This is a genomic window from [Muricauda] lutisoli (nom. illeg.) (assembly GCF_017313105.1).
GTDB classification, from domain to species: Bacteria; Bacteroidota; Bacteroidia; order Flavobacteriales; family Flavobacteriaceae; genus Flagellimonas; species Flagellimonas lutisoli.
This window is the reverse complement of record NZ_JAFLND010000003.1, coordinates 324850-344012: the sequence shown is the minus strand read 5'-3', so window position 1 is coordinate 344012 and position 19163 is coordinate 324850. Positions and strand designations below refer to the sequence as shown.

The following is a 19163-nucleotide window of genomic DNA, read 5'->3' as shown; positions in this document are numbered from 1 at the left end:
TCGTACTTTTAATCCCCCACTCTATTTTGGGTACTGCTAATTGTTTATTGAACATTCTTAACCAGATAAAATGTCCGACCAAAAAAGACTCTTTCTTTTAGACGCCTACGCGCTTATTTTTCGCGGCTACTATGCCCTCATCAAAAATCCAAGGATCAACTCAAAGGGAATGGATACCTCCGCCATTATGGGATTTGTGAATTCCCTTTTTGATGTGATCAAACGTGAGCAGCCCGATCATTTGGCCGTTGCCTTTGATAAGGGAGGTAGCGTAGAGCGTACAGAAATGTTCGAGGAATACAAAGCAAACCGGGACGAAACACCAGATGCCATACGTATCGCCGTACCCTATATTCAGCAAATTTTGGAAGCCATGAAAATCCCCGTGGTGGAATTGGAGGGCTATGAGGCCGATGACCTTATCGGTACCTTGGCCAAACAGGCCGAGAAGGAAAATTACAAGGTGTTTATGGTAACGCCCGACAAAGATTTTGGCCAGTTGGTGAGCGAAAACATTTTTATGTACCGCCCTGCCCGAATGGGAAATGGTATCGAGATTTGGGGCATCCCTGAAGTACAGAAGCGCTTTGGTGTAAAGCGCCCCGAACAGGTCATCGATTATTTGGGAATGATGGGAGATGCCAGCGACAACATTCCGGGACTTCCTGGCGTGGGCGACAAAACGGCCAAAAAATTCATCGATCAGTTCGATTCCATGGAAGGACTATTGGCGAATACCGACCAGCTCAAAGGCAAAATGAAGGAGAAAGTCGAGGATAATGCAGAACTGGGAAGATTATCCAGAAAATTGGCAGAGATAAAGACCGATTGCGATGTACAATTCCATGCAGAGGATTACGAGATGTGTCAGCCCGATGCCGAAAAGGTCCAAGAAATATTTGAGGAACTCGAATTCCGGAGACTAAAGGACCAATTCATTAAAATATTTACAGGTGAGGTGGAAGCAAGCACCCCAGTAACAAACACCAAAACGGCCAAAGAAGAGGCCAAAGTTGCCGGCAGCGGTCAGTTTACCTTGTTTGGCGGAGACCCTTCGGAAGCCGGTGCCACTATCAAGGATGTAAACAGCCGAATGACCATTGGTGATGTGCCCCATTTTTATCAGAATGTGCAAGATGGCATGGGGATGGAACTCTTTTTGGAAATGCTGATGAAACAACCTTCGGTCTGTTTTGATACCGAGACCACTTCCCTTAATCCATTGGAAGCTGAATTGGTGGGAATTGCTTTTAGCTGGTCACCCGGCAAAGGGTTTTACGTACCCTTCCCCGATAATGAAAACGATGCCCATCCTTTGATTGAAAAGCTACGTCCATTTTTTGAATCCGAGGACATTGAAAAGGTTGGGCAAAACCTCAAATACGACATCAAAGTGATGCAAAATTACGGTGTGGAGGTCAAGGGCAAGTTGTTCGATACCATGTTGGCCCACTACCTCATCAACCCGGATATGCGCCACAATATGGACGTACTGTCGGAGACCTACCTCAACTATACCCCTATTTCCATTACCGAGCTTATTGGCAAAAAAGGTAAGAATCAGCTCAGTATGCGCGAGGTTCCTTTGGAAAAACAAACGGAATATGCCGTGGAGGATGCCGATATCACTTTTCAGTTGGGTCTAAAATTCACACCAGAACTGAAAGAGGCCCATACCGATAAGTTGTTCGATGAGATTGAAATCCCACTGCTTCGCGTTTTGGCGGATATGGAATTGGAAGGCATTAATCTGGATAAGGGGTATTTGAATAGCCTTTCGGAACAATTGGACAAGGATATCAAAGAGCTGGAACAGAAAATTTATGAAGAGGCGGGAGAAGAGTTCAATATTGCATCCCCAAAACAGTTGGGCGAAATTCTTTTTGGCAAACTGAAGCTGGTGGACAAACCAAAAAAGACCAAAACAGGTCAATTTTCCACCTCGGAAGACGTGCTGTCCTACTTAGCAAAGGACCACGAAATCATTAAAAATGTGTTGGACTATCGCGGCCTGGCCAAACTAAAAAGTACGTATGTGGATGCATTGCCCAACGAGGTACAGGAAAAAACAGGGCGGGTGCATACCGATTATATGCAGACCGTTGCCGCTACGGGGCGTTTGAGCAGCAATAACCCCAACTTGCAGAACATCCCTATACGTACCGAACGGGGACGACAAGTGCGAAAGGCTTTTATTCCACGAGATGAAAACTATGTGTTGTTGGCTGCGGATTACTCCCAAATAGAATTACGGATCATCGCTGCCTTGAGCGAAGAGGACACCATGATCTCTGCTTTTAAAAATGGAGAAGATATTCACGCTTCCACGGCATCCAAAGTATTTAACGTACCTATTGACGAAGTGACCCGTGAACAGCGTAGCAATGCCAAAACGGTGAACTTTGGAATCATTTATGGGGTGTCGGCTTTTGGGTTGAGCAACCAAACAGATTTGAGCCGTTCCGAGGCCAAGGAACTTATCGATACCTATTACAAGACCTACCCCAAATTGCGTAATTACATGAGCGAGCAAGTAGATTTTGCCCGCGAGCATGGTTATGTGCAAACGGTGTTGGGAAGGCGTCGATATCTAAAAGATATCAATGCTGGTAACCAAGTGGTGCGCGGGGCAGCAGAACGAAACGCCGTAAATGCTCCCATCCAAGGTAGTGCTGCGGATATTATCAAAATTGCGATGATCAACATCCATAAAAAACTTTCCGAAGGCAAGTATAAGACCAAAATGTTGCTGCAGGTGCATGATGAATTGGTGTTCGATTGCTACAAGCCCGAGTTGGAGGAAATGAAAAAACTCATTAAAACCGAAATGGAACACGCCTACGAACTATCCGTACCGTTAGATGTGGAAGTGGGTATTGGTGAGAATTGGTTGGAGGCGCATTAGGAGTTCAATATAAAATCTAACATACGCTAACTATCAAATGACCAAGATCCTTCTCAAAGCAAAACATTGGCAGTTATTCTTGCTCATGATTGGGATTCCATTGCTTTCCCAAATCTATATGTATTCCAGAATCTGGATGATTGAATCCACCTCGTCAACAGTGGAAAGCAAAGAAGGATTTACACAAGTCTTGAATGAAAAATTCATTCAGTTTGACTGGTACCCTTTTATTTTCCTGTTGTTTTCATTGTTATTTTTTGGTTGGCTATGGTCATTGGCCATCGGATTACAAAAATGGGGGCCTGCAGATATACACATGAAAACCTCCACGTTCAAGGTATTCTTCTTTATCCCTTTAATTTATATTTTACTTATAATTTCCTCTATGAGCGGGGTTTTCAGTGGAAATGGATTTTTATTGAACCCAAGAACCATTATTGCGGTGATTGTACCCCTGCACCTTTTTTCAATGTTCTGTATTTTCCACTCCATCTATTTTGCTGCGAAAACCTTGAAAATTGCGGAATTAAAAAGGAAGATTGTGTTTGGGGATTTTATTGGTGAATTTTTTCTTTTATGGTTCTATTTTATCGGAATCTGGATAATTCAGCCAAAAGTGAACAAATTTGTTACAGATGAAAAGCACTTTTGAACCAACATAATCACTCAATTAACACCCTTTATCAAATAGTCTAACACCATAAATGAAACCCTCCAAACTCATACTACCCGTTATTGTGTTGTCCCAATTTTGCTGTACATCACTTTGGTTTGCGGGCAATGGGGTTATGCCGGATTTGGTAACCACTTTCGGGTTAAGTGAAAGTGCTGTGGGACATTTGACCTCGGCGGTGCAATTTGGTTTTATCGTGGGCACCCTGGTCTTTGCCATTTTATCCATTGCCGACCGCTTTTCTCCATCCAAGGTATTTTTTAGCTGTGCCATTTTGGGAGCACTTTTCAACTTAGGGGTGGTTTGGGAAGGCAACAGCCTAGGCAGCCTTCTGAGTTTTCGATTTTTCACGGGATTTTTCCTAGCGGGCATCTATCCCGTTGGAATGAAAATAGCCGCAGATTATTTCGAAAAAGGATTGGGCAAATCCCTGGGCTTTTTGGTCGGTGCTTTGGTGGTAGGCACCGCTTTTCCTCATTTATTAAAACAAATGGCCAACACTTTTTCTTGGAAAGCGGTTTTAATGGCCACTTCCTGCTTGGCCGTTTTTGGGGGGCTGCTCATGATGAGTCTGGTTCCAGATGGCCCCTACCGAAAACCAAGTCAAAAAATAGAATTATCAGCTTTTTTTAAAGTGTTCCGGAATGGCAGTTTTCGTTCGGCGGCCTTCGGATATTTTGGGCACATGTGGGAACTCTATACCTTTTGGGCCTTTGTTCCCATCATGTTAACCACATATACACTGCTTCATCCAACCATTACCTTCAATATCCCTTTGTTATCGTTCTTGATCATAGGTATTGGCGGTTTAGCTTGTGTAATGGGAGGCTATTTGGCACAACTCATGGAAACCAAGCGGGTCGCATTTATGGCTCTGTTGCTCTCCGGTGCTTGTTGTGTGATATCCCCATTGCTATTCGCTCAGGATTCCGAAGTACTATTTGTTGCTTTCCTAATATTTTGGGGTATGGTGGTTATTGCGGATTCTCCCCTATTTTCAACCTTGGTGGCCCAAAATGCATCGGCGGAAATAAAGGGAACGGCACTAACGATTGTGAACTGTATAGGTTTTGCCATTACCATTGTCAGTATTCAATTGCTCAATGAAATGCGAACTTGGACAAATTCCAATATGGTTTATATGATTTTGGCACTTGGGCCTATTTTGGGTTTGATTGCCCTGATTTCAAAGGACAGCTCATCGAAGGCCAGACAGTCAACCTAACTATCACCAAATAAATCCCTATCTTGAATCATCACTTTAATAACCCTCATCAAATTCAACCACACAAAATGAAAACTATCAAACTCCTGTCACTGCTGATTACAATCGCAATGGCAAGCTGCGGCAATCCAAACCCCGAGACCAAGGAAACGCCAGAAACTCCAGAAAGTGTAGAGGAAGGACGGGAATTTTATCAACTTAAAATCTACTCCTTTAGTTCTGATGCACAAGTGGCCAGGGTGGACAACTACCTAAAAAATGCCTTTATCCCTGCCGTTAAAAAACAGGGCATCGACAAGGTCGGGGTATTTAAATTCCGTACCAACGAAACCGATACCATCCAAAAAACATATGTGCTTCTTCCTTTTGAAAGTTTGGAACAGTTTCATGAGTTGGACAGTAAACTACTGGAAGACGATACATATACCGCCACAGGGAGTGCATATATCGATGCGAATTACGACAATCCGCCCTACGATCATATAGAGTCCATTCTATTGCAGGCCTTTACCGATATGCCGATGATGAAGGTCCCAAATTTGGACGGTCCAAGATCTGAACGAATCTATGAGTTGCGCAGTTATGAATCACCCACCGAAAAATACTATCGCAATAAAGTGGATATGTTCAACGCCGGCGGTGAGGTAACACTGTTCGACCGATTGGAGTTCAATGCTGTATTTTATGGTGAGGTGCTTTCTGGGCCAAAAATGCCCAATTTAATGTACATGACCACCCATGCGGATATGCCCACTAGGGATAAAAATTGGGAAGCCTTTGTAGATTCACCTGAGTGGAAAGAACTGATTGCCATGCCCAAATATGAAAATAATGTGAACCATGCCGATATTTGGTTCTTATATCCTACGGAATATTCGGATTATTGATCTCAAGAAATCCATATGACAGAAACGCGAACCATAGACCTCATTTATTTTACGGGCAAAACCTGTGGTGTCTGTAAGGTGTTAAAACCAAAGTTGCTGGAAGCCGTAAAGGAAAATTTTCCAAATGTGAACATCAGAGTGGTAGATGTGGAGGAGGAAGTGGAATTTACAGGACAATCCATGGTATTTACTTTACCGGTTGTCATCATAAAAGCAGACGACAAGGAAATGTACCGTTTTGCCCGAAGTTTCTCGGTATATGAGGTGTTACAAAAATTAAAACGGCTTAGTGAGGATCAGTCTAACTTTTAAATAGTAAAAAAGGCACCCAATCGGTGCCTTTTTCATTCCTTTTCATAGCTTAATGATCAATTGCCAAAACTATTGGCCAATCGTGGTTTTTGACTTTTGCTCCCCATAAACAAATCCGTAAGCGGTTTAAAGTGTCGCTTCCACTGGTAGGGAGAAAAGTCAAACCACAATTTAACTTCAGGGGCATTGCCTTCTTCCACCGTAAAACCATTTTCAATCTGAAAATCCAAACGGTTGAACGAATTGGCCGATTCGGCTACCCCATCCCGGTAAATAAACTGGTTGCCCCAACCCGCTGTATAAAAGCGAAAAGCTTTGTATTTACCTTCCGGCAAGGAAAGCACGCTTTTGGAACGTATAAAGTTCCCTGAAGCAATTCCTTTTAGGGTTACTGGGTTCTGACCGGGAAAATCTATAATAAAGTGCTCATTACCGTGCTCATCGATTGCAGAGAACTTGGTAATGTTAAGGGACATTTCTGAAACATGGTGCGCCGTTGCGGCCTCATTTTTCAAGATCAACTCAGTTCCATGCGTTTCAGCAGCATAGTTAGCTGTCATAATACTTGGGACATATGGAACTGTTGACCACATTGTCGGATAAAAATTCGTGTTTTTCATAGCAGTTGTATATCTAAGTTATACAGGGACAAAGTTGAGGTGGTTTTATTGCCCCAACGTCCAATGGATTGTCCAGTTTATATGCTCAATTAACACAAAATCCACATTTTAAGATTTTATTAGGGTAAAATGACACAAATAACAAGTTTACTATCTTTAGTACTCCAACACGAGCACATGAAAAACATTGTTTTAGGCCTGGTGTTCATACTAGGCTGTAATACGCATATCTGGTCGCAAGAACCCGATGCCTTGATGATCAATACCTTTAATCGAAAAACCACATCCCTCAATGGGCCATGGCATTACATTGTTGATCCATACGAAAATGGGTATTACAATTATCGCTATGAACCGTTCGACCAACAAGAACAGGTTTCGGCCAATGCCTATTTTACCAACACAAAGGCCAAGCGTCCTTCAGATTTAATCGAATATAATTTTGATGAATCCGATACTTTGCAAGTCCCTGGGGATTGGAACACCCAAAAAGAGAAACTCTACTATTACGAAGGCACGATCTGGTACAAGAAATCTTTTGATTATACCAAGACGGAAGATAGCAACAGGGTGTTTTTATATGTAGGAGCTGCCAATTACAAAACAGAAGCCTACTTAAATGGTAAAAAGCTGGGTACTCACCTTGGGGGGTTCACGCCTTTTAATTTTGAAGTAACCCATCTATTGAAGGAAAAGGACAACTTTATCATTTTTAAAGTGGACAATAAGCGGTCCAAAGAGGGTGTCCCTACCCTAAATACCGATTGGTGGAACTATGGCGGCATAACGCGTGATGTAAAATTGGTCGAAACACCATCAACCTACATTCTTGATTATTTTGTCCATTTGGATACTGAGGACAACCGTATCATCAAAGGGGAGATCAACCTAAAAGGTGAAGTCAATTCTGCTCTTGAAGTTACGGTGGAAATACCAGAATTGGGTATCGAAAAGAAGTTGGTCACAGATGCTTCGGGCCAGGGCAGTTTCGAAATCAAATCCAGAAAAATTGACTACTGGTCACCCGAAAATCCCAAGCTATATGAAGTATCTTTTTCAACGAATAAAGAACAACTGAAAGACCAAATAGGATTCCGAACTATTAGCACCCAAGAAGATGACATCCTTTTGAACGGAGAACCCATATTACTGAAAGGTATCAGTCTACACGAAGAAAGCCCTATTACCAAAGGAAGAGCGAATTCCAGGGCAGATGCCGAGAAAGTTTTGGGCTGGATCAAGGAAATGGGCGGAAACTACGTTCGGCTGTCCCACTATCCGCATAATGAGCACATTGTTAGGCTTGCGGACGAGCTGGGTATTTTGGTCTGGGAGGAGAATCCAGTCTATTGGACCATTCAATGGAACAACCCGAATACCTATGCGAATGCAGAAAATCAGTTGCAAGAAATGATACAACGGGACAAAAACCGGGCTGCGGTCATCATCTGGTCCATGGCCAACGAAACTCCCGTGAGCGATGTGCGGACAGCTTTTCTGACCAATCTCATTAAAACAGCTAGAAAAATAGATCCCACCCGACTGATCAGTGCCGCATTGGAACAGAGTAGCAACCCGAACAATCCAAACATAAAACATATTGATGATCCCATGGCCGAATTGGTGGATGTACTCAGTTTTAACCAATACATAGGATGGTACGGCGGCACCCCCGATCTGGCAAGAATTACGGAATGGGAAATCACTCAAAACAAGCCCGTTATAGTTTCTGAGTTTGGGGCAGGTGCCAAACAGGGTCTTCACGGTGATAAAAACACAAGATGGACCGAGGAATACCAAGAATATCTGTATCAAGAAACTTTGGCAATGTTGCAGAAAATTGATCAGTTAAAAGGCATGTCCCCTTGGATTTTGGTGGATTTTAGATCGCCCCGAAGACCATTGCCCAACATACAGGACGATTATAACCGAAAAGGATTGATCTCGGAAGAGGGTAAAAAGAAAAAAGCCTTTTGGGTACTGAAAGATTTTTATGATACTTGGGAATAAGTCAGGAAACAAATAGCATAAAAAGAGTACCTTTCTTTTTCTAGGAATCGGTAAGTCGTGAAGATAAGCTACATTTTTCTCATATTGGCTTTGGCAGCGGAAATCATTGGTACCATTGGTGGCTTCGGTTCTTCTGTGTTTTTTGTGCCACTCGGTAATTTTTACTTTGATTTTTACTCGGTTCTAGGCATGACAGCGATTTTCCATCTGTCCAGCAACGTCAGTAAAATATTCCTGTTTAAAAAAGGGTTGGACAAAAAGCTATTATTGTACATCGGGGTTCCTTCGGTACTATTTGTTATTGCAGGTGGGTTTTTATCCAAAATAGTGGATAGCGGCTCATTGGAAATTGTTTTGGGGATATTTCTTGTTTTTTTCAGCCTACTGTTTTTGATCAAGAATGAAATTGTGGTACTTCCCAACAAAAGGAACTCCATAATCGGAGGTTCACTATCTGGTTTTTCGGCGGGATTATTGGGTACTGGAGGGGCCATTAGAGGACTTACCATGGCTGCGTTCAATCTGGAAAAACATGCCTTTATCGCCACCTCTGCCTTTATTGATTTTATGATTGATTTTTCGCGAACTTTTGTCTATTACGAAAATGGATATATCGGGAAGCAGGAATTAACCTATCTCCCTTTTTTATTCCTTATTGGTTTGGTGGGCACCTATTTAGGAAAAAGAATACTGCATTATATTCCGCAAGAAAAATTCCGAAGGTTAAGCCTTATCTTTATTTTACTTATCGGATTGGCCACTATAGCCAAGTTGACTTTTGACCATTTGAACTAATTTTCTTCATAATTATCCCCTATCGTATCCAAAACCTTTAAAAAGATTTCAAATTCCGAAGCATCCACACCTTTGACCGCTAGTTTTCGCAAAGCCAAGGCACTGGGCAGCGTAATGTCCAAAATTTCTTGCCCTTTAGGTGTCAGTTCCAGTTTAAATCGTTTTTGGTCACCATCAAAACGGGTTTTGGAAATCCAGCCTTTGCGCTCCAACCCACCGATTACCCTAGAGGTGGTGGCACGGTTTCGAAAGTTCTCGTTTACAATATCACGCTGACTGGCGTTCTCCCCTAATTGGTGGATTTGATAAAGAATCACCCATTGCTCAATGGTCGTATCAACACCGAGTTCATCAAACTTACGCAGATAAGCTTTTTGGATCTTACGGAGTACCAAATCCAAATGGAACCCCATCCCCTGTATTTCATCTATACGACTGAGCATTTATTTAAGAATAGCCACAAAAATAGGGATTCCCTTTTTTCCAAGAATCATCCATCAAGGTCTTCATTAATTTTAACTCAAATTTCAGTCAACAAAATCCCTTTCGTATTTCAAAATTACTATTTTTGTTGTTGATGCAACAAAATAAAACTGAACAATAAAAAAACAGAATACATCATGGAAACATCAATACTTCCCAAAGGAGCAAATACATCTGAAGATTTTATGCCCATTAACGGGACCGACTATGTAGAGTTATATGTAGGGAATTCGAAGCAAGCAGCCCATTATTACAAATCAGCTTTCGGGTTTCAATCGTATGCGCAAGCTGGGCTTGAAACTGGACTAAAGGACCGTGAGAGCTACGTAGTGGTGCAGGATAAAATCCGTTTGGTATTGACTTCTCCATTGAAAAGTGGAACAGAAATAGGAAAACACATTGACAAACATGGTGATGGGGTCAAAGTTGTGGCCCTATGGGTGGACGATGCCACTGTGGCCTACAACAATGCCATGGAAAGGGGTGCCACCTCCTACATGGAGCCACGAGTTGAAGAGGACAAGGATGGAAAGGTGGTTCGCTCCGGAATCTACACCTATGGTGAGACCGTACATATTTTTGTGGAACGCAAGGATTACAACGGAACCTTTCTCCCTGGCTTTAAAAAATGGGAAACCCCTGATTATAATCCAGAACCAACCGGTCTAAAATTTGTGGACCACATGGTAGGTAATGTTGGTTGGAACAAGATGAACCATTGGGTAAAGTTTTACGAGGATGTACTCGGCTTTAAAAACATTCTTTCTTTTGACGACAACGATATTTCCACCGATTACACTGCTTTGATGAGCAAGGTGATGAGCAACGGAAACGGACGTATCAAATTTCCGATCAACGAACCTGCCGAAGGAAAGAAAAAATCCCAAGTGGAGGAGTACCTCGACTTTTATGAGGATGAAGGCGTGCAGCACATTGCCGTGGCCACGGACGATATCATCCAAACCGTTCGCGATCTTAGAAGTCGTGGAGTGGAATTCTTGAGAGTTCCCGCCACATATTATGATGCCGTAACCGACCGTGTCGGTGAAATTGACGAGGACATTGCACCCTTGAAAGAATTGGGCATCCTGGTAGATCGAGATGATGAAGGATATTTGTTGCAAATCTTTACCAAGCCGGTAGAACCCAGACCAACCATGTTTTTCGAAATAATCCAAAGAAAAGGTGCACAGTCGTTTGGAAAAGGTAACTTTAAAGCATTGTTCGAAGCCATAGAACGTGAACAAGAGCTTCGCGGCACATTGCACTAAAAATTATAAATTATAAGTGTTAAGTTTTGGGCAAGCAATGTGCTCATCACTTAACACTTATCACTTAAAACCAAAGCAATGCCTATTTATCATAAACTCGGGAAAATTCCGCAAAAACGGCATACCCAATTCGAGAAACCCGATGGTGGACTCTATTACGAGCAGCTTTTTGGAACTATCGGTTTTGATGGGATGTCCTCGCTTTCCTACCACGTTCACCGACCTACTCAGGTCAAGGAAATTGGGAAAGCATTGGATGTAAGTCCGAAGATTGCGGTAGAAAAAAATATCACTAGCCGCAAGTTTATCGGCTTTGATGTAGCTCCCAAAGATGATTTTCTTGAAGCACGAGAACCTCTGTTGGTGAACAACGATGTTCATGTGGGTTTGGCAGCACCTCGAAAATCTGTTACGGACTATTTCTATAAAAATGCCGATGCAGACGAAATGCTCTTTATCCACAAAGGAGCGGGAACCTTGAAAACCTTTTTGGGGAACATTCCGTTTGAATATGGGGATTACCTCATCATTCCCCGCGGAATGATTTATCAAATAGAGTTTGATACAGAGGACAACCGTATTTTGTATGCTGAGTCCTTCCATCCTATTTATACCCCAAAACGTTATCGCAACTGGTTTGGCCAACTTTTGGAACATTCCCCTTTTTGCGAGCGTGACTATAAATTGCCGCAGGACCTTCAAACTTTTGATGAGAAAGGAGAGTTTTTGATGAAAATCAAAAAACAGGGTATGTTGCACCAACTCGTTTATGCCACACATCCTTTTGATGTAGTTGGATGGGACGGTTACAACTTCCCCTACGGATTTTCCATCCATAATTTTGAACCGATTACGGGGCGCGTACACCAACCGCCACCTGTTCACCAAACTTTTGAAACAGGTGCGTTTGTGGTTTGCTCATTCTGCCCAAGACTGTATGATTATCATCCGAAATCGATTCCCGCACCTTACAATCACTCGAACATAGATTCCGATGAAGTATTGTACTATGTGGATGGTGATTTTATGAGCCGAACAGGAATTGGGCCAGGATATATTTCGTTGCACCCGGCGGGTATTCCGCACGGACCGCACCCTGGCACCTATGAAGCCAGTATCGGTAAAAAAGGCACGGAAGAATTGGCTGTAATGATAGACACCTTCAAACCATTGCAAGTAACAGAAAACGCCCTCAAAATAGATGATGGCAAGTATTATAAATCGTGGTTGGAGTAGATTAATTATATGGTCATAGATATACCTGAAAATTCAGATTTTTCGATTCACAATATCCCTTTCGGTATTTTTTCAACGCGGGACCGAAGCCCACGAGTAGGTGTTGCCGTTGGGGAATACATTCTGGATTTGGCTGCAGTTGCTGAGTTGGATGTGTTCGACTTCAATACAGTATTGTTGGAAAAAGACACCTTAAATGATTTTATTTCCCTTGGGAAAGAAATCACTTCACGAGTCCGAAAAAAGATTCAGTATTGGCTGAAAGACGATAATTCCGTTTTAGCCGGAAAGCCCGAACTCTTCGTTAGGCAGTCCGAGGCCCACATGCATATGCCCGTAGCGGTCGGAGACTATACCGATTTTTATTCCAGTTTGGAACACGCCACCAATGTAGGGAAAATGTTCCGCGACCCGGAAAACGCCCTTTTGCCCAATTGGAAACACATTCCCGTGGGTTACCATGGCAGGGCAAGTTCCATAATTGTAAGTGGGCAGCCCATTCATCGTCCCAAAGGGCAGACAATGCCGAAGGGTACCGACTCTCCTGTTTTTGGCCCTACAAAACGCTTGGATTTTGAGCTTGAAATGGGCTTTGTCTGTGGAAAAGAAACCCAATTGGGCGAATCCATTTCCACCAAGGAAGCCGAGGATTATATTTTCGGACTGGTACTGTTCAACGATTGGTCCGCTCGTGACATTCAAAAATGGGAATATGTGCCCCTTGGTCCGTTCTTGGCCAAGAATTTCGCATCATCCATATCGCCTTGGGTGGTGACACTGGAAGCATTGGAACCTTTCAAAACCAAAGGCCCCGTACAAGAGCCCGAAGTATTGCCCTATCTAAAATATGAAGGCGAAAAGAACTATGACATCAACTTAGAAGTAGACATCAAACCGGAACAAGGCGAAGAAACCACCGTTTGCTTGAGCAATTTTAAGCATATGTACTGGAATATGGCCCAGCAATTGGCTCATCATACTGTAAACGGGTGCAACATCAATATTGGGGATATGATGGCCTCGGGAACCATTTCAGGTAAAGAAGAAAACAGTTTTGGCTCCATGCTTGAATTATCTTGGGGAGGCACAAAATCCATCAAATTAAAAGATGGAACGGAACGAAAATTTATTGAAGATGGTGATACGGTAACGATGAGGGGTTACGCCCAAAAAGACGATATTAGAGTCGGGTTTGGTGAAGTGACCACTAAAGTGTTGCCAGCCAACTAATTAATAAAATTTCAGATGACATATGGAGTGCAGTCGAAATGTCATCTGGAGTATAACCATATCTCGACTGCGCTCGATAGGACAAAAAAAAATCAATCTTAATGATCAAGACCTTAGACCCAACTACAATACCTCAACCGGAACTTTACAGTATTCTATCAACAGCTGTGGCGCCAAGGCCGATTTGCTTCGCCAGCACGGTGGATGCCGAAGGTAATGTAAACTTGAGCCCATATAGTTTTTTCAATGTCTTTAGTTCCAACCCTCCCGTAATGGTATTTTCACCAACACGCAGTGGCAGGGACAATTCCTTAAAGCACACCCACCAAAATGTGGTGGAAGTACCCGAAGTAGTGATCAATGTGGTGAACCATAAGATGGCGGAGCAGATGTCCCTCTCTAGCACGGCCTATGGGAAAGACGTGAACGAGTTTGTAAAAGCTGGTTTCACCGAAGTGCCCAGTGTAAAAGTAAAACCCCCACGTGTGGGCGAATCTCCCGTATCTTTTGAGTGCAGCGTATTGGAAGTAGTTGAATTGGGACAAATTCCCGGGGCAGGGAACTTGGTGATCGCACAAGTGGATATGATACACATCAACGACGAATACTTAACGGATGATGTGCTGGACACTGAAAAGTTGGACCTAGTAGGCCGTATGGGTGGCAACTGGTATATCCGAGCCATCAAAGAATCCTTGTTCGAGATTCCAAAACCTATCCGTACCCATGGAATTGGTGTGGATGCGTTGCCCAAGGGCATACGTCAAAGCGATGTGCTCACAGGAAACAATTTGGGCCGATTGGGAAACTTGGAAAGTGTTCCCTCCACGGCAGATATTAAAACCATCGTAGCCAACGAAGGAGTGGAAAATGCCTCCAAAACCGAACTGCATACCATGGCCAAAAACCTATTGGAAGAGGGCAATACGGAAAAAGCAATGGCGTATTTATTGTTTGCGGAGAGTTTATAGTATTATGAAAAAAGAATAATGGTTTATCCTTTAATCATTATTCATAAATACACTTACAATGGGGAATAAACCCAAAATGAATTGACGTGTTAAAGAAATATAAATATTTAGTCTTTTTCATTTTAATCTTAGGTTCTTACATTTTTTCAAAAGTGACTGAAAAAAGAAATAAAAAAAATGAATTTTTAGAAGGTTATGAAGGGATAATTACCGAAATGCGTTACGACACAAAAACTATCCCATTTATTACCATCAACGATAGTTTGGAATATTATCTCGGCAATTTCCCCATACAGAAACATAATAATTTAGAAATTGGAGATTCAGTATTTAAAAAAGTGAACAGCAATATTTTTAAGCATTATAAGAAATACGAGAACGGATATTACTTATACGAGACTTACAGAATTTCAAAATGACAAAAAACATCAAATCCATATTCAAGGCCCATTTGGTGCCCAAAGAGGTTTATAAGGGCGGAAAAAATATTCCCCCGACCGATAAAAAAATATACAAGTTGTCATCCAACGAAAACCCCTTGGGCGCATCCCCAAAAGCTGTTGCTGCAATGAAAGCAGCGCTGGACAAGATTGACATCTACCCCGACCAGACCGACATTCGCCTGCGCGAGGCCTTGGTCCAAGATTTTGATGGTCAGCTGAGCGCCGACCAGTTTTTATGCGGCAATAGTGGATCGGAGGTCATTGATATGCTACTTCGGGCTTTTATCAACGAAGGGGACGAAGTGATTTTTTCCAACCCTTGCTTCCTGCCCTACTCTGTTTTTTCCAGGTGGTATGGTGCCCATCAGGTGGACATCCCGCTCTTGGCCCCTAACTACGAGTTGGACGTGGAAGGCATTTTGAATGCCATCAACGATAAGACCAAAATCATATTCTTGACCAGTCCCAACAACCCTACCGGCACTTATATTCCAAAACCGGTTATGGATGATTTTATGGCCCGTGTACCCAAGAACATTCTTGTGGTGTTCGATGAAGTCTACCGCCATTTTGCTGATGCCGAGGATTATGTGACCGCATTGCCCTATGTTTTGGAAGGCCACAATGTGGTTGGGCTTAACAGTTTTTCCAAAACCTATGGTCTAGCAGGTCAGCGAATCGGATATGGCTATACCACTCCGACCATTGCCAATTATGTGCGCTTGATCCACAAACCCTTTTTACTTCCGTTGACTTCCATTGAGGCCGCCATCGGGGCTTTGAACGATAACGAATTCATCGAAAAAACCGTAAAGACCGTTTTGGAAGGCAGAAAATATGTTGCCTATGCATTTGATGAACTGGGAATCAAATATTGGCCAAGTCAAGCCAACTTTTTTATCATTGACCCGCCGTTGCCCGAAATGGAATTTACGGACAAAATGATGAAGGAAGGTATAATGGTACGTCCAGTTTCACAATTTGGAGCCCCCGGCAAGGTTCGCATCACCATAGGTAATGCCGAGGCGAATGAAGCTTTGGTGAAGGCGCTTCGGAAAATCACAAGCAGTTAGTAAAATGTCATTCCTGCGAAAGCAGGAATCCAGGCAACTTTATTGAGGTTTGTCAATTCGAGTGATTTTTGAGGCAAAGCGAAAAAATTGTATCGAGAATCAGAACTTCTAATGAAGCCTGTTTTTCGATACTTTTTCCTAAAGGAAAACACTCGTACTGACTATTGGATTCCGCATCAAGTGCGGAATGACAATTACAATACAAATCGATAGGTAGCCTTCAACAAAAAGATATTGTGCGGTTTTTGTCCAAAAATGTTATCCCCCAAACTAGGTAACAACCCTTCGGCGGGATTTCCCGATTGGGTGACATCTTGCGACCATACCAAAAATATTTCCGAGCCGGGAATGTACTCCCAGCGAATCACCAAATTGGAACGGAACTGCACAAAGGAGAAATCGGGATTGCCAAAACTAAAATCGGTAACACCGTCCAAGTCCTCATCAATGGCGTAGGTGCCGTCGGATAAAGTTGTTTGGTTGGCAGTGTACTGTACAAAGCGGTCTTCAAAAGTTTTGGCTACTGGATCGGTAATATGTTTAAAGTTCGAATACCTTCCCCTTGAAATAAAGGGTTGTCCCCAATATTGAATGGTCAGGTTGGGATTGATGGTATAGTTTAATCGAAATGACATACTCAAGGTTCTCTGATTGATTTCCCCATTAAGGTAGCGCGGAGACCCATTGACATCATCAAAATTGTCAATGAACTGCAATTTATCGTGATTGATTCGCAAAGATGGAAAAGCAGAAATCCGCAGCGCATTTAATGGCTGATACACAAAACCGCCTTCCATATAATAGGTCTTTATGGAATTATCCAACGCTTTTCGTCCATTATGGAAAAAGGAAAAGCGCAATTTTTTCCTGTAGTCAGTGTTAATACTGTTCCAAAAACTCATCCATGGAGATTGCCGTAACCTTGGTCCTCCCCGTAAAGCAAAGTTGGAATATTCAATGGGTGCAAAATTAAACCCGATATTGGTCCGGTAATTATTTTTCCAGTTTTGCCAGCTATTTGTGTTGAACTGTAAATAATTGTGGTTACCCTGAAAATCCCAAGCTGTCCAATGGTTATAATTGATACCCACTCGCCTAAAGGTGCTATCGGGTTTCAAAGTTTGGTAGCCAATCCATGTATAGTGCCGCACATCGTCGGCCTGTCGTTGAAAACCGATATCGTTAAGCTCCAATTCCGGCGAACGCCAAGTAGCACCGGATTCAAACTTCCAATGGCCGTTACCTACCTTACCAATTTGAACATTCCCACCAGTTCCTGTCAGTGATGTTATTGTTGTATCCACAGCAACATGTTCCGCACCTACCCTATTGAACAAATGTGTGATGGATTGCTGCGTATTGGTGATGGCCTCTTCACTACCTCGGACATGGCTCATTGTAATATTGCCTCCAACATACCAATCCCGATTGGCCCATTGGTGTTTAAAGTCGAAACCTCCCGTGTAGGCGGCATCATGTAAAAAATTGAGCTGTTCGGGGATTTGTTCGCGGTTGGTAGCCGTAAAAATCCCACCAATGTAGGAGTTTCTTTGGTTAAAGTCTTTTTGTAATCTACCCACAAAATAATTGGTGAGGGGTTCCACCATTTCCTTACGAGTGTCTCCATCTCCATTTAAAATGGTAGCAGTTCGCCGAGCGGTCACACTTTCGAGCACACCAATGGCCCATCCATCTTTGGTCTTGCCACTAAACTTTGCCGCACCGATAATCGGCGTATTATCGGGTTGGTCCACAAACTCTCCATCAGAAGTATTCGGATATCCTTGTGGACTCCTACCAATTCTTCTTGAATAAAATATGTTATCGGAACCAAATGTATTTCCTGCCTGTGATTGGGAAACCCTGAAATCGAAAATGTTTTTGTTTTCCACAAAAAATGGACGTCGCTCCTGAAAGAATATCTGGAAACCGTCCAATGCAATGGCCGATGGGTCGGCATCCACTTGCCCAAAATCGGGGTTAACGGTCAAATCCAACGTAAGATCGTTAGTGATGCCTATCTTGGCGTCAAGCCCAGCTGTTATATTGTTTTCGCTCCCATCTCTAAATGGATTGCCCTCTTCAGCTTCGTAGGTTTCGGTTTTTGCAACTGTGTAAGGTTGAATTTCCAACTGCTTTTGCGGCTGAATGTTCTTTAGCCCATGCAATTCACCAAACTCGCTCACCCATCCAGGCTGGTCCACAGGTTTACGCTGCCAAACCGAGCGCTCCTCATTCCTAAAAAATCGTCTGGTGGACTGAAACCCCCAAACTTGCTCTTTGGCACTTCCAAACTTTAATTGACTTAAGGGTATACGAAGTTCAGCGGTCCAACCCTCATCATCCACATGTGCCTTGGCATACCAGATGGGGTTCCAACTGGAATCCCAATTATTTCCGTTATTGGAAATAAACTCATCACCCTTTACCCCAGCAGCGGTAATCGTAAAAGAAAACGCGGTACGTTTATCAAAATAGCTGTCAATGTTGAATTCGACCCAGTCCCCATCAAAACCATCCCTTCGGGACAGCCTTTTTACAATTTTATCCGGTTCTGAATCGTAACAGCGTACACCTATATATAGGTTCTTGCTATCATACAGTATTTTAAATTTGGTTTGATGGCTTGGTGGCGTATTTTCGTCCGGCTGCCATTCGATATAATCACCTCCCCATTCCACGAGATTCCAAGCCTCGTCTTCCAATACACCATTGATAGTAGGAGCGGCATAATCGCCCAAAGCCTGTGTAGTATACTTTTTTTTACTGATGACTTCCGTAGAATCTTGTGCTTGGGCAAAATAAATGAAGAATAGGGTCAGAAAAACCAGCGCTGCGTTTCTCACTTGAACGTTTTTTGATTAGATTGATATCGTAAAGACCCGTAAAATTGTAAGAAGTTACAGTCTATTGTTTTTTTAGTCTTTTTTTAACAGTTGATAGGGGTATCTTGCAATTGATATTTGGACCCGAAGATTGAATTTGAAAAAAGTGCAAAAATATTCCCAACCAACCGTTTGTAATTCAAT

The 19163-nt window shown here is 42.7% G+C and carries 15 protein-coding genes; 12 read left to right on the top strand and 3 right to left on the bottom strand.

The window, feature by feature from the left end:
• The first annotated feature begins 70 nt into the window (after positions 1-70).
• The 5 genes from polA (at position 71) to J0X13_RS12450 (ending at position 6002) form a co-directional block, all read left to right on the top strand.
• Positions 71-2905 (top strand): DNA polymerase I, encoded by a 2835-nt coding sequence (gene polA / locus J0X13_RS12470; protein WP_207071743.1) that lies wholly within the window; start codon positions 71-73, stop codon positions 2903-2905.
• Positions 2906-2942: 37 nt separating this feature from the next.
• Positions 2943-3557, top strand: coding sequence for a hypothetical protein (locus J0X13_RS12465; protein ID WP_207071742.1), 615 nt, complete (start codon positions 2943-2945; stop codon positions 3555-3557).
• A gap of 52 nt (positions 3558-3609) precedes the next feature.
• On the top strand, positions 3610-4803 hold the full coding sequence (locus tag J0X13_RS12460) for an MFS transporter (RefSeq protein WP_207071741.1): 1194 nt from the start codon (positions 3610-3612) through the stop codon (positions 4801-4803).
• A gap of 68 nt (positions 4804-4871) precedes the next feature.
• On the top strand, positions 4872-5690 hold the full coding sequence (locus J0X13_RS12455; protein ID WP_207071740.1) for an NIPSNAP family protein: 819 nt from the start codon (positions 4872-4874) through the stop codon (positions 5688-5690).
• Between the two features lie 15 nt (positions 5691-5705).
• Complete coding sequence (locus J0X13_RS12450; protein WP_207071739.1) at positions 5706-6002, top strand: thioredoxin domain-containing protein; 297 nt, start codon at positions 5706-5708, stop codon at positions 6000-6002.
• A 56-nt stretch (positions 6003-6058) separates the two neighbouring features.
• On the opposite strand, the gene J0X13_RS12445 is transcribed toward J0X13_RS12450, so the two are convergent.
• On the bottom strand, positions 6059-6562 hold the full coding sequence (locus J0X13_RS12445) for a hypothetical protein (protein ID WP_207071738.1): 504 nt from the start codon (positions 6560-6562) through the stop codon (positions 6059-6061).
• A 237-nt stretch (positions 6563-6799) separates the two neighbouring features.
• Between J0X13_RS12445 and J0X13_RS12440 the strand changes: the two genes are divergently transcribed.
• A complete protein-coding gene (locus J0X13_RS12440; protein ID WP_207071737.1) occupies positions 6800-8632 on the top strand; it encodes a glycoside hydrolase family 2 protein in 1833 nt (610 codons plus the stop codon).
• Positions 8633-8689: 57 nt separating this feature from the next.
• Positions 8690-9427 carry a sulfite exporter TauE/SafE family protein gene (locus tag J0X13_RS12435; protein WP_207071736.1) on the top strand — a complete coding sequence of 246 codons (738 nt, stop codon included), beginning with the start codon at positions 8690-8692 and terminating at the stop codon, positions 9425-9427.
• Here J0X13_RS12435 and J0X13_RS12430 read toward each other — a convergent pair.
• Positions 9424-9870: a MarR family winged helix-turn-helix transcriptional regulator gene (locus J0X13_RS12430; RefSeq protein WP_207071735.1), complete on the bottom strand. Its 447-nt coding sequence runs from the start codon at positions 9868-9870 to the stop codon at positions 9424-9426. The two genes, J0X13_RS12435 and J0X13_RS12430, sit on opposite strands and share 4 nt — an antisense overlap.
• 177 nt (positions 9871-10047) lie before the next feature.
• Here J0X13_RS12430 and hppD point away from each other — a divergent pair, with 177 nt between their 5' ends.
• From hppD to J0X13_RS12405, 5 genes are all read left to right on the top strand, one after another.
• On the top strand, positions 10048-11181 hold the full coding sequence (gene hppD, locus J0X13_RS12425) for a 4-hydroxyphenylpyruvate dioxygenase (protein WP_207071734.1): 1134 nt from the start codon (positions 10048-10050) through the stop codon (positions 11179-11181).
• A gap of 78 nt (positions 11182-11259) precedes the next feature.
• Positions 11260-12417, top strand: a complete 1158-nt coding sequence (locus tag J0X13_RS12420) for a homogentisate 1,2-dioxygenase (protein ID WP_207071733.1) — start codon at positions 11260-11262, stop codon at positions 12415-12417.
• Positions 12418-12426: 9 nt separating this feature from the next.
• Complete coding sequence (gene fahA / locus J0X13_RS12415) at positions 12427-13647, top strand: fumarylacetoacetase (RefSeq protein WP_207071732.1); 1221 nt, start codon at positions 12427-12429, stop codon at positions 13645-13647.
• 101 nt (positions 13648-13748) lie between these two features.
• On the top strand, positions 13749-14618 hold the full coding sequence (locus J0X13_RS12410; RefSeq protein WP_207071731.1) for a flavin reductase family protein: 870 nt from the start codon (positions 13749-13751) through the stop codon (positions 14616-14618).
• Between the two features lie 415 nt (positions 14619-15033).
• Positions 15034-16134 (top strand): pyridoxal phosphate-dependent aminotransferase, encoded by a 1101-nt coding sequence (locus tag J0X13_RS12405; protein ID WP_207071730.1) that lies wholly within the window; start codon positions 15034-15036, stop codon positions 16132-16134.
• A gap of 194 nt (positions 16135-16328) precedes the next feature.
• On the opposite strand, the gene J0X13_RS12400 is transcribed toward J0X13_RS12405, so the two are convergent.
• Positions 16329-18980 carry a DUF5916 domain-containing protein gene (locus J0X13_RS12400; RefSeq protein ID WP_207071729.1) on the bottom strand — a complete coding sequence of 884 codons (2652 nt, stop codon included), beginning with the start codon at positions 18978-18980 and terminating at the stop codon, positions 16329-16331.
• Positions 18981-19163 lie beyond the last annotated feature (183 nt).

Bases quoted from the DNA above. Each gene is read 5' to 3' on its own strand.
- J0X13_RS12450 (WP_207071739.1), top strand. From the start codon at position 5,706: ATGACAGAAACGCGAACCATAGACCTCATTTATTTTACGGGCAAAACC.
- hppD (WP_207071734.1), top strand. From the start codon at position 10,048: ATGGAAACATCAATACTTCCCAAAGGAGCAAATACATCTGAAGATTTT.
- J0X13_RS12420 (WP_207071733.1), top strand. From the start codon at position 11,260: ATGCCTATTTATCATAAACTCGGGAAAATTCCGCAAAAACGGCATACC.
- J0X13_RS12455 (WP_207071740.1), top strand. From the start codon at position 4,872: ATGAAAACTATCAAACTCCTGTCACTGCTGATTACAATCGCAATGGCA.
- polA (WP_207071743.1), top strand. From the start codon at position 71: ATGTCCGACCAAAAAAGACTCTTTCTTTTAGACGCCTACGCGCTTATT.
- J0X13_RS12440 (WP_207071737.1), top strand. From the start codon at position 6,800: ATGAAAAACATTGTTTTAGGCCTGGTGTTCATACTAGGCTGTAATACG.
- J0X13_RS12405 (WP_207071730.1), top strand. From the start codon at position 15,034: ATGACAAAAAACATCAAATCCATATTCAAGGCCCATTTGGTGCCCAAA.
- J0X13_RS12465 (WP_207071742.1), top strand. From the start codon at position 2,943: ATGACCAAGATCCTTCTCAAAGCAAAACATTGGCAGTTATTCTTGCTC.
- J0X13_RS12430 (WP_207071735.1), bottom strand. From the start codon at position 9,870: ATGCTCAGTCGTATAGATGAAATACAGGGGATGGGGTTCCATTTGGAT.
- fahA (WP_207071732.1), top strand. From the start codon at position 12,427: ATGGTCATAGATATACCTGAAAATTCAGATTTTTCGATTCACAATATC.
- J0X13_RS12410 (WP_207071731.1), top strand. From the start codon at position 13,749: ATGATCAAGACCTTAGACCCAACTACAATACCTCAACCGGAACTTTAC.
- J0X13_RS12460 (WP_207071741.1), top strand. From the start codon at position 3,610: ATGAAACCCTCCAAACTCATACTACCCGTTATTGTGTTGTCCCAATTT.
- J0X13_RS12445 (WP_207071738.1), bottom strand. From the start codon at position 6,562: ATGACAGCTAACTATGCTGCTGAAACGCATGGAACTGAGTTGATCTTG.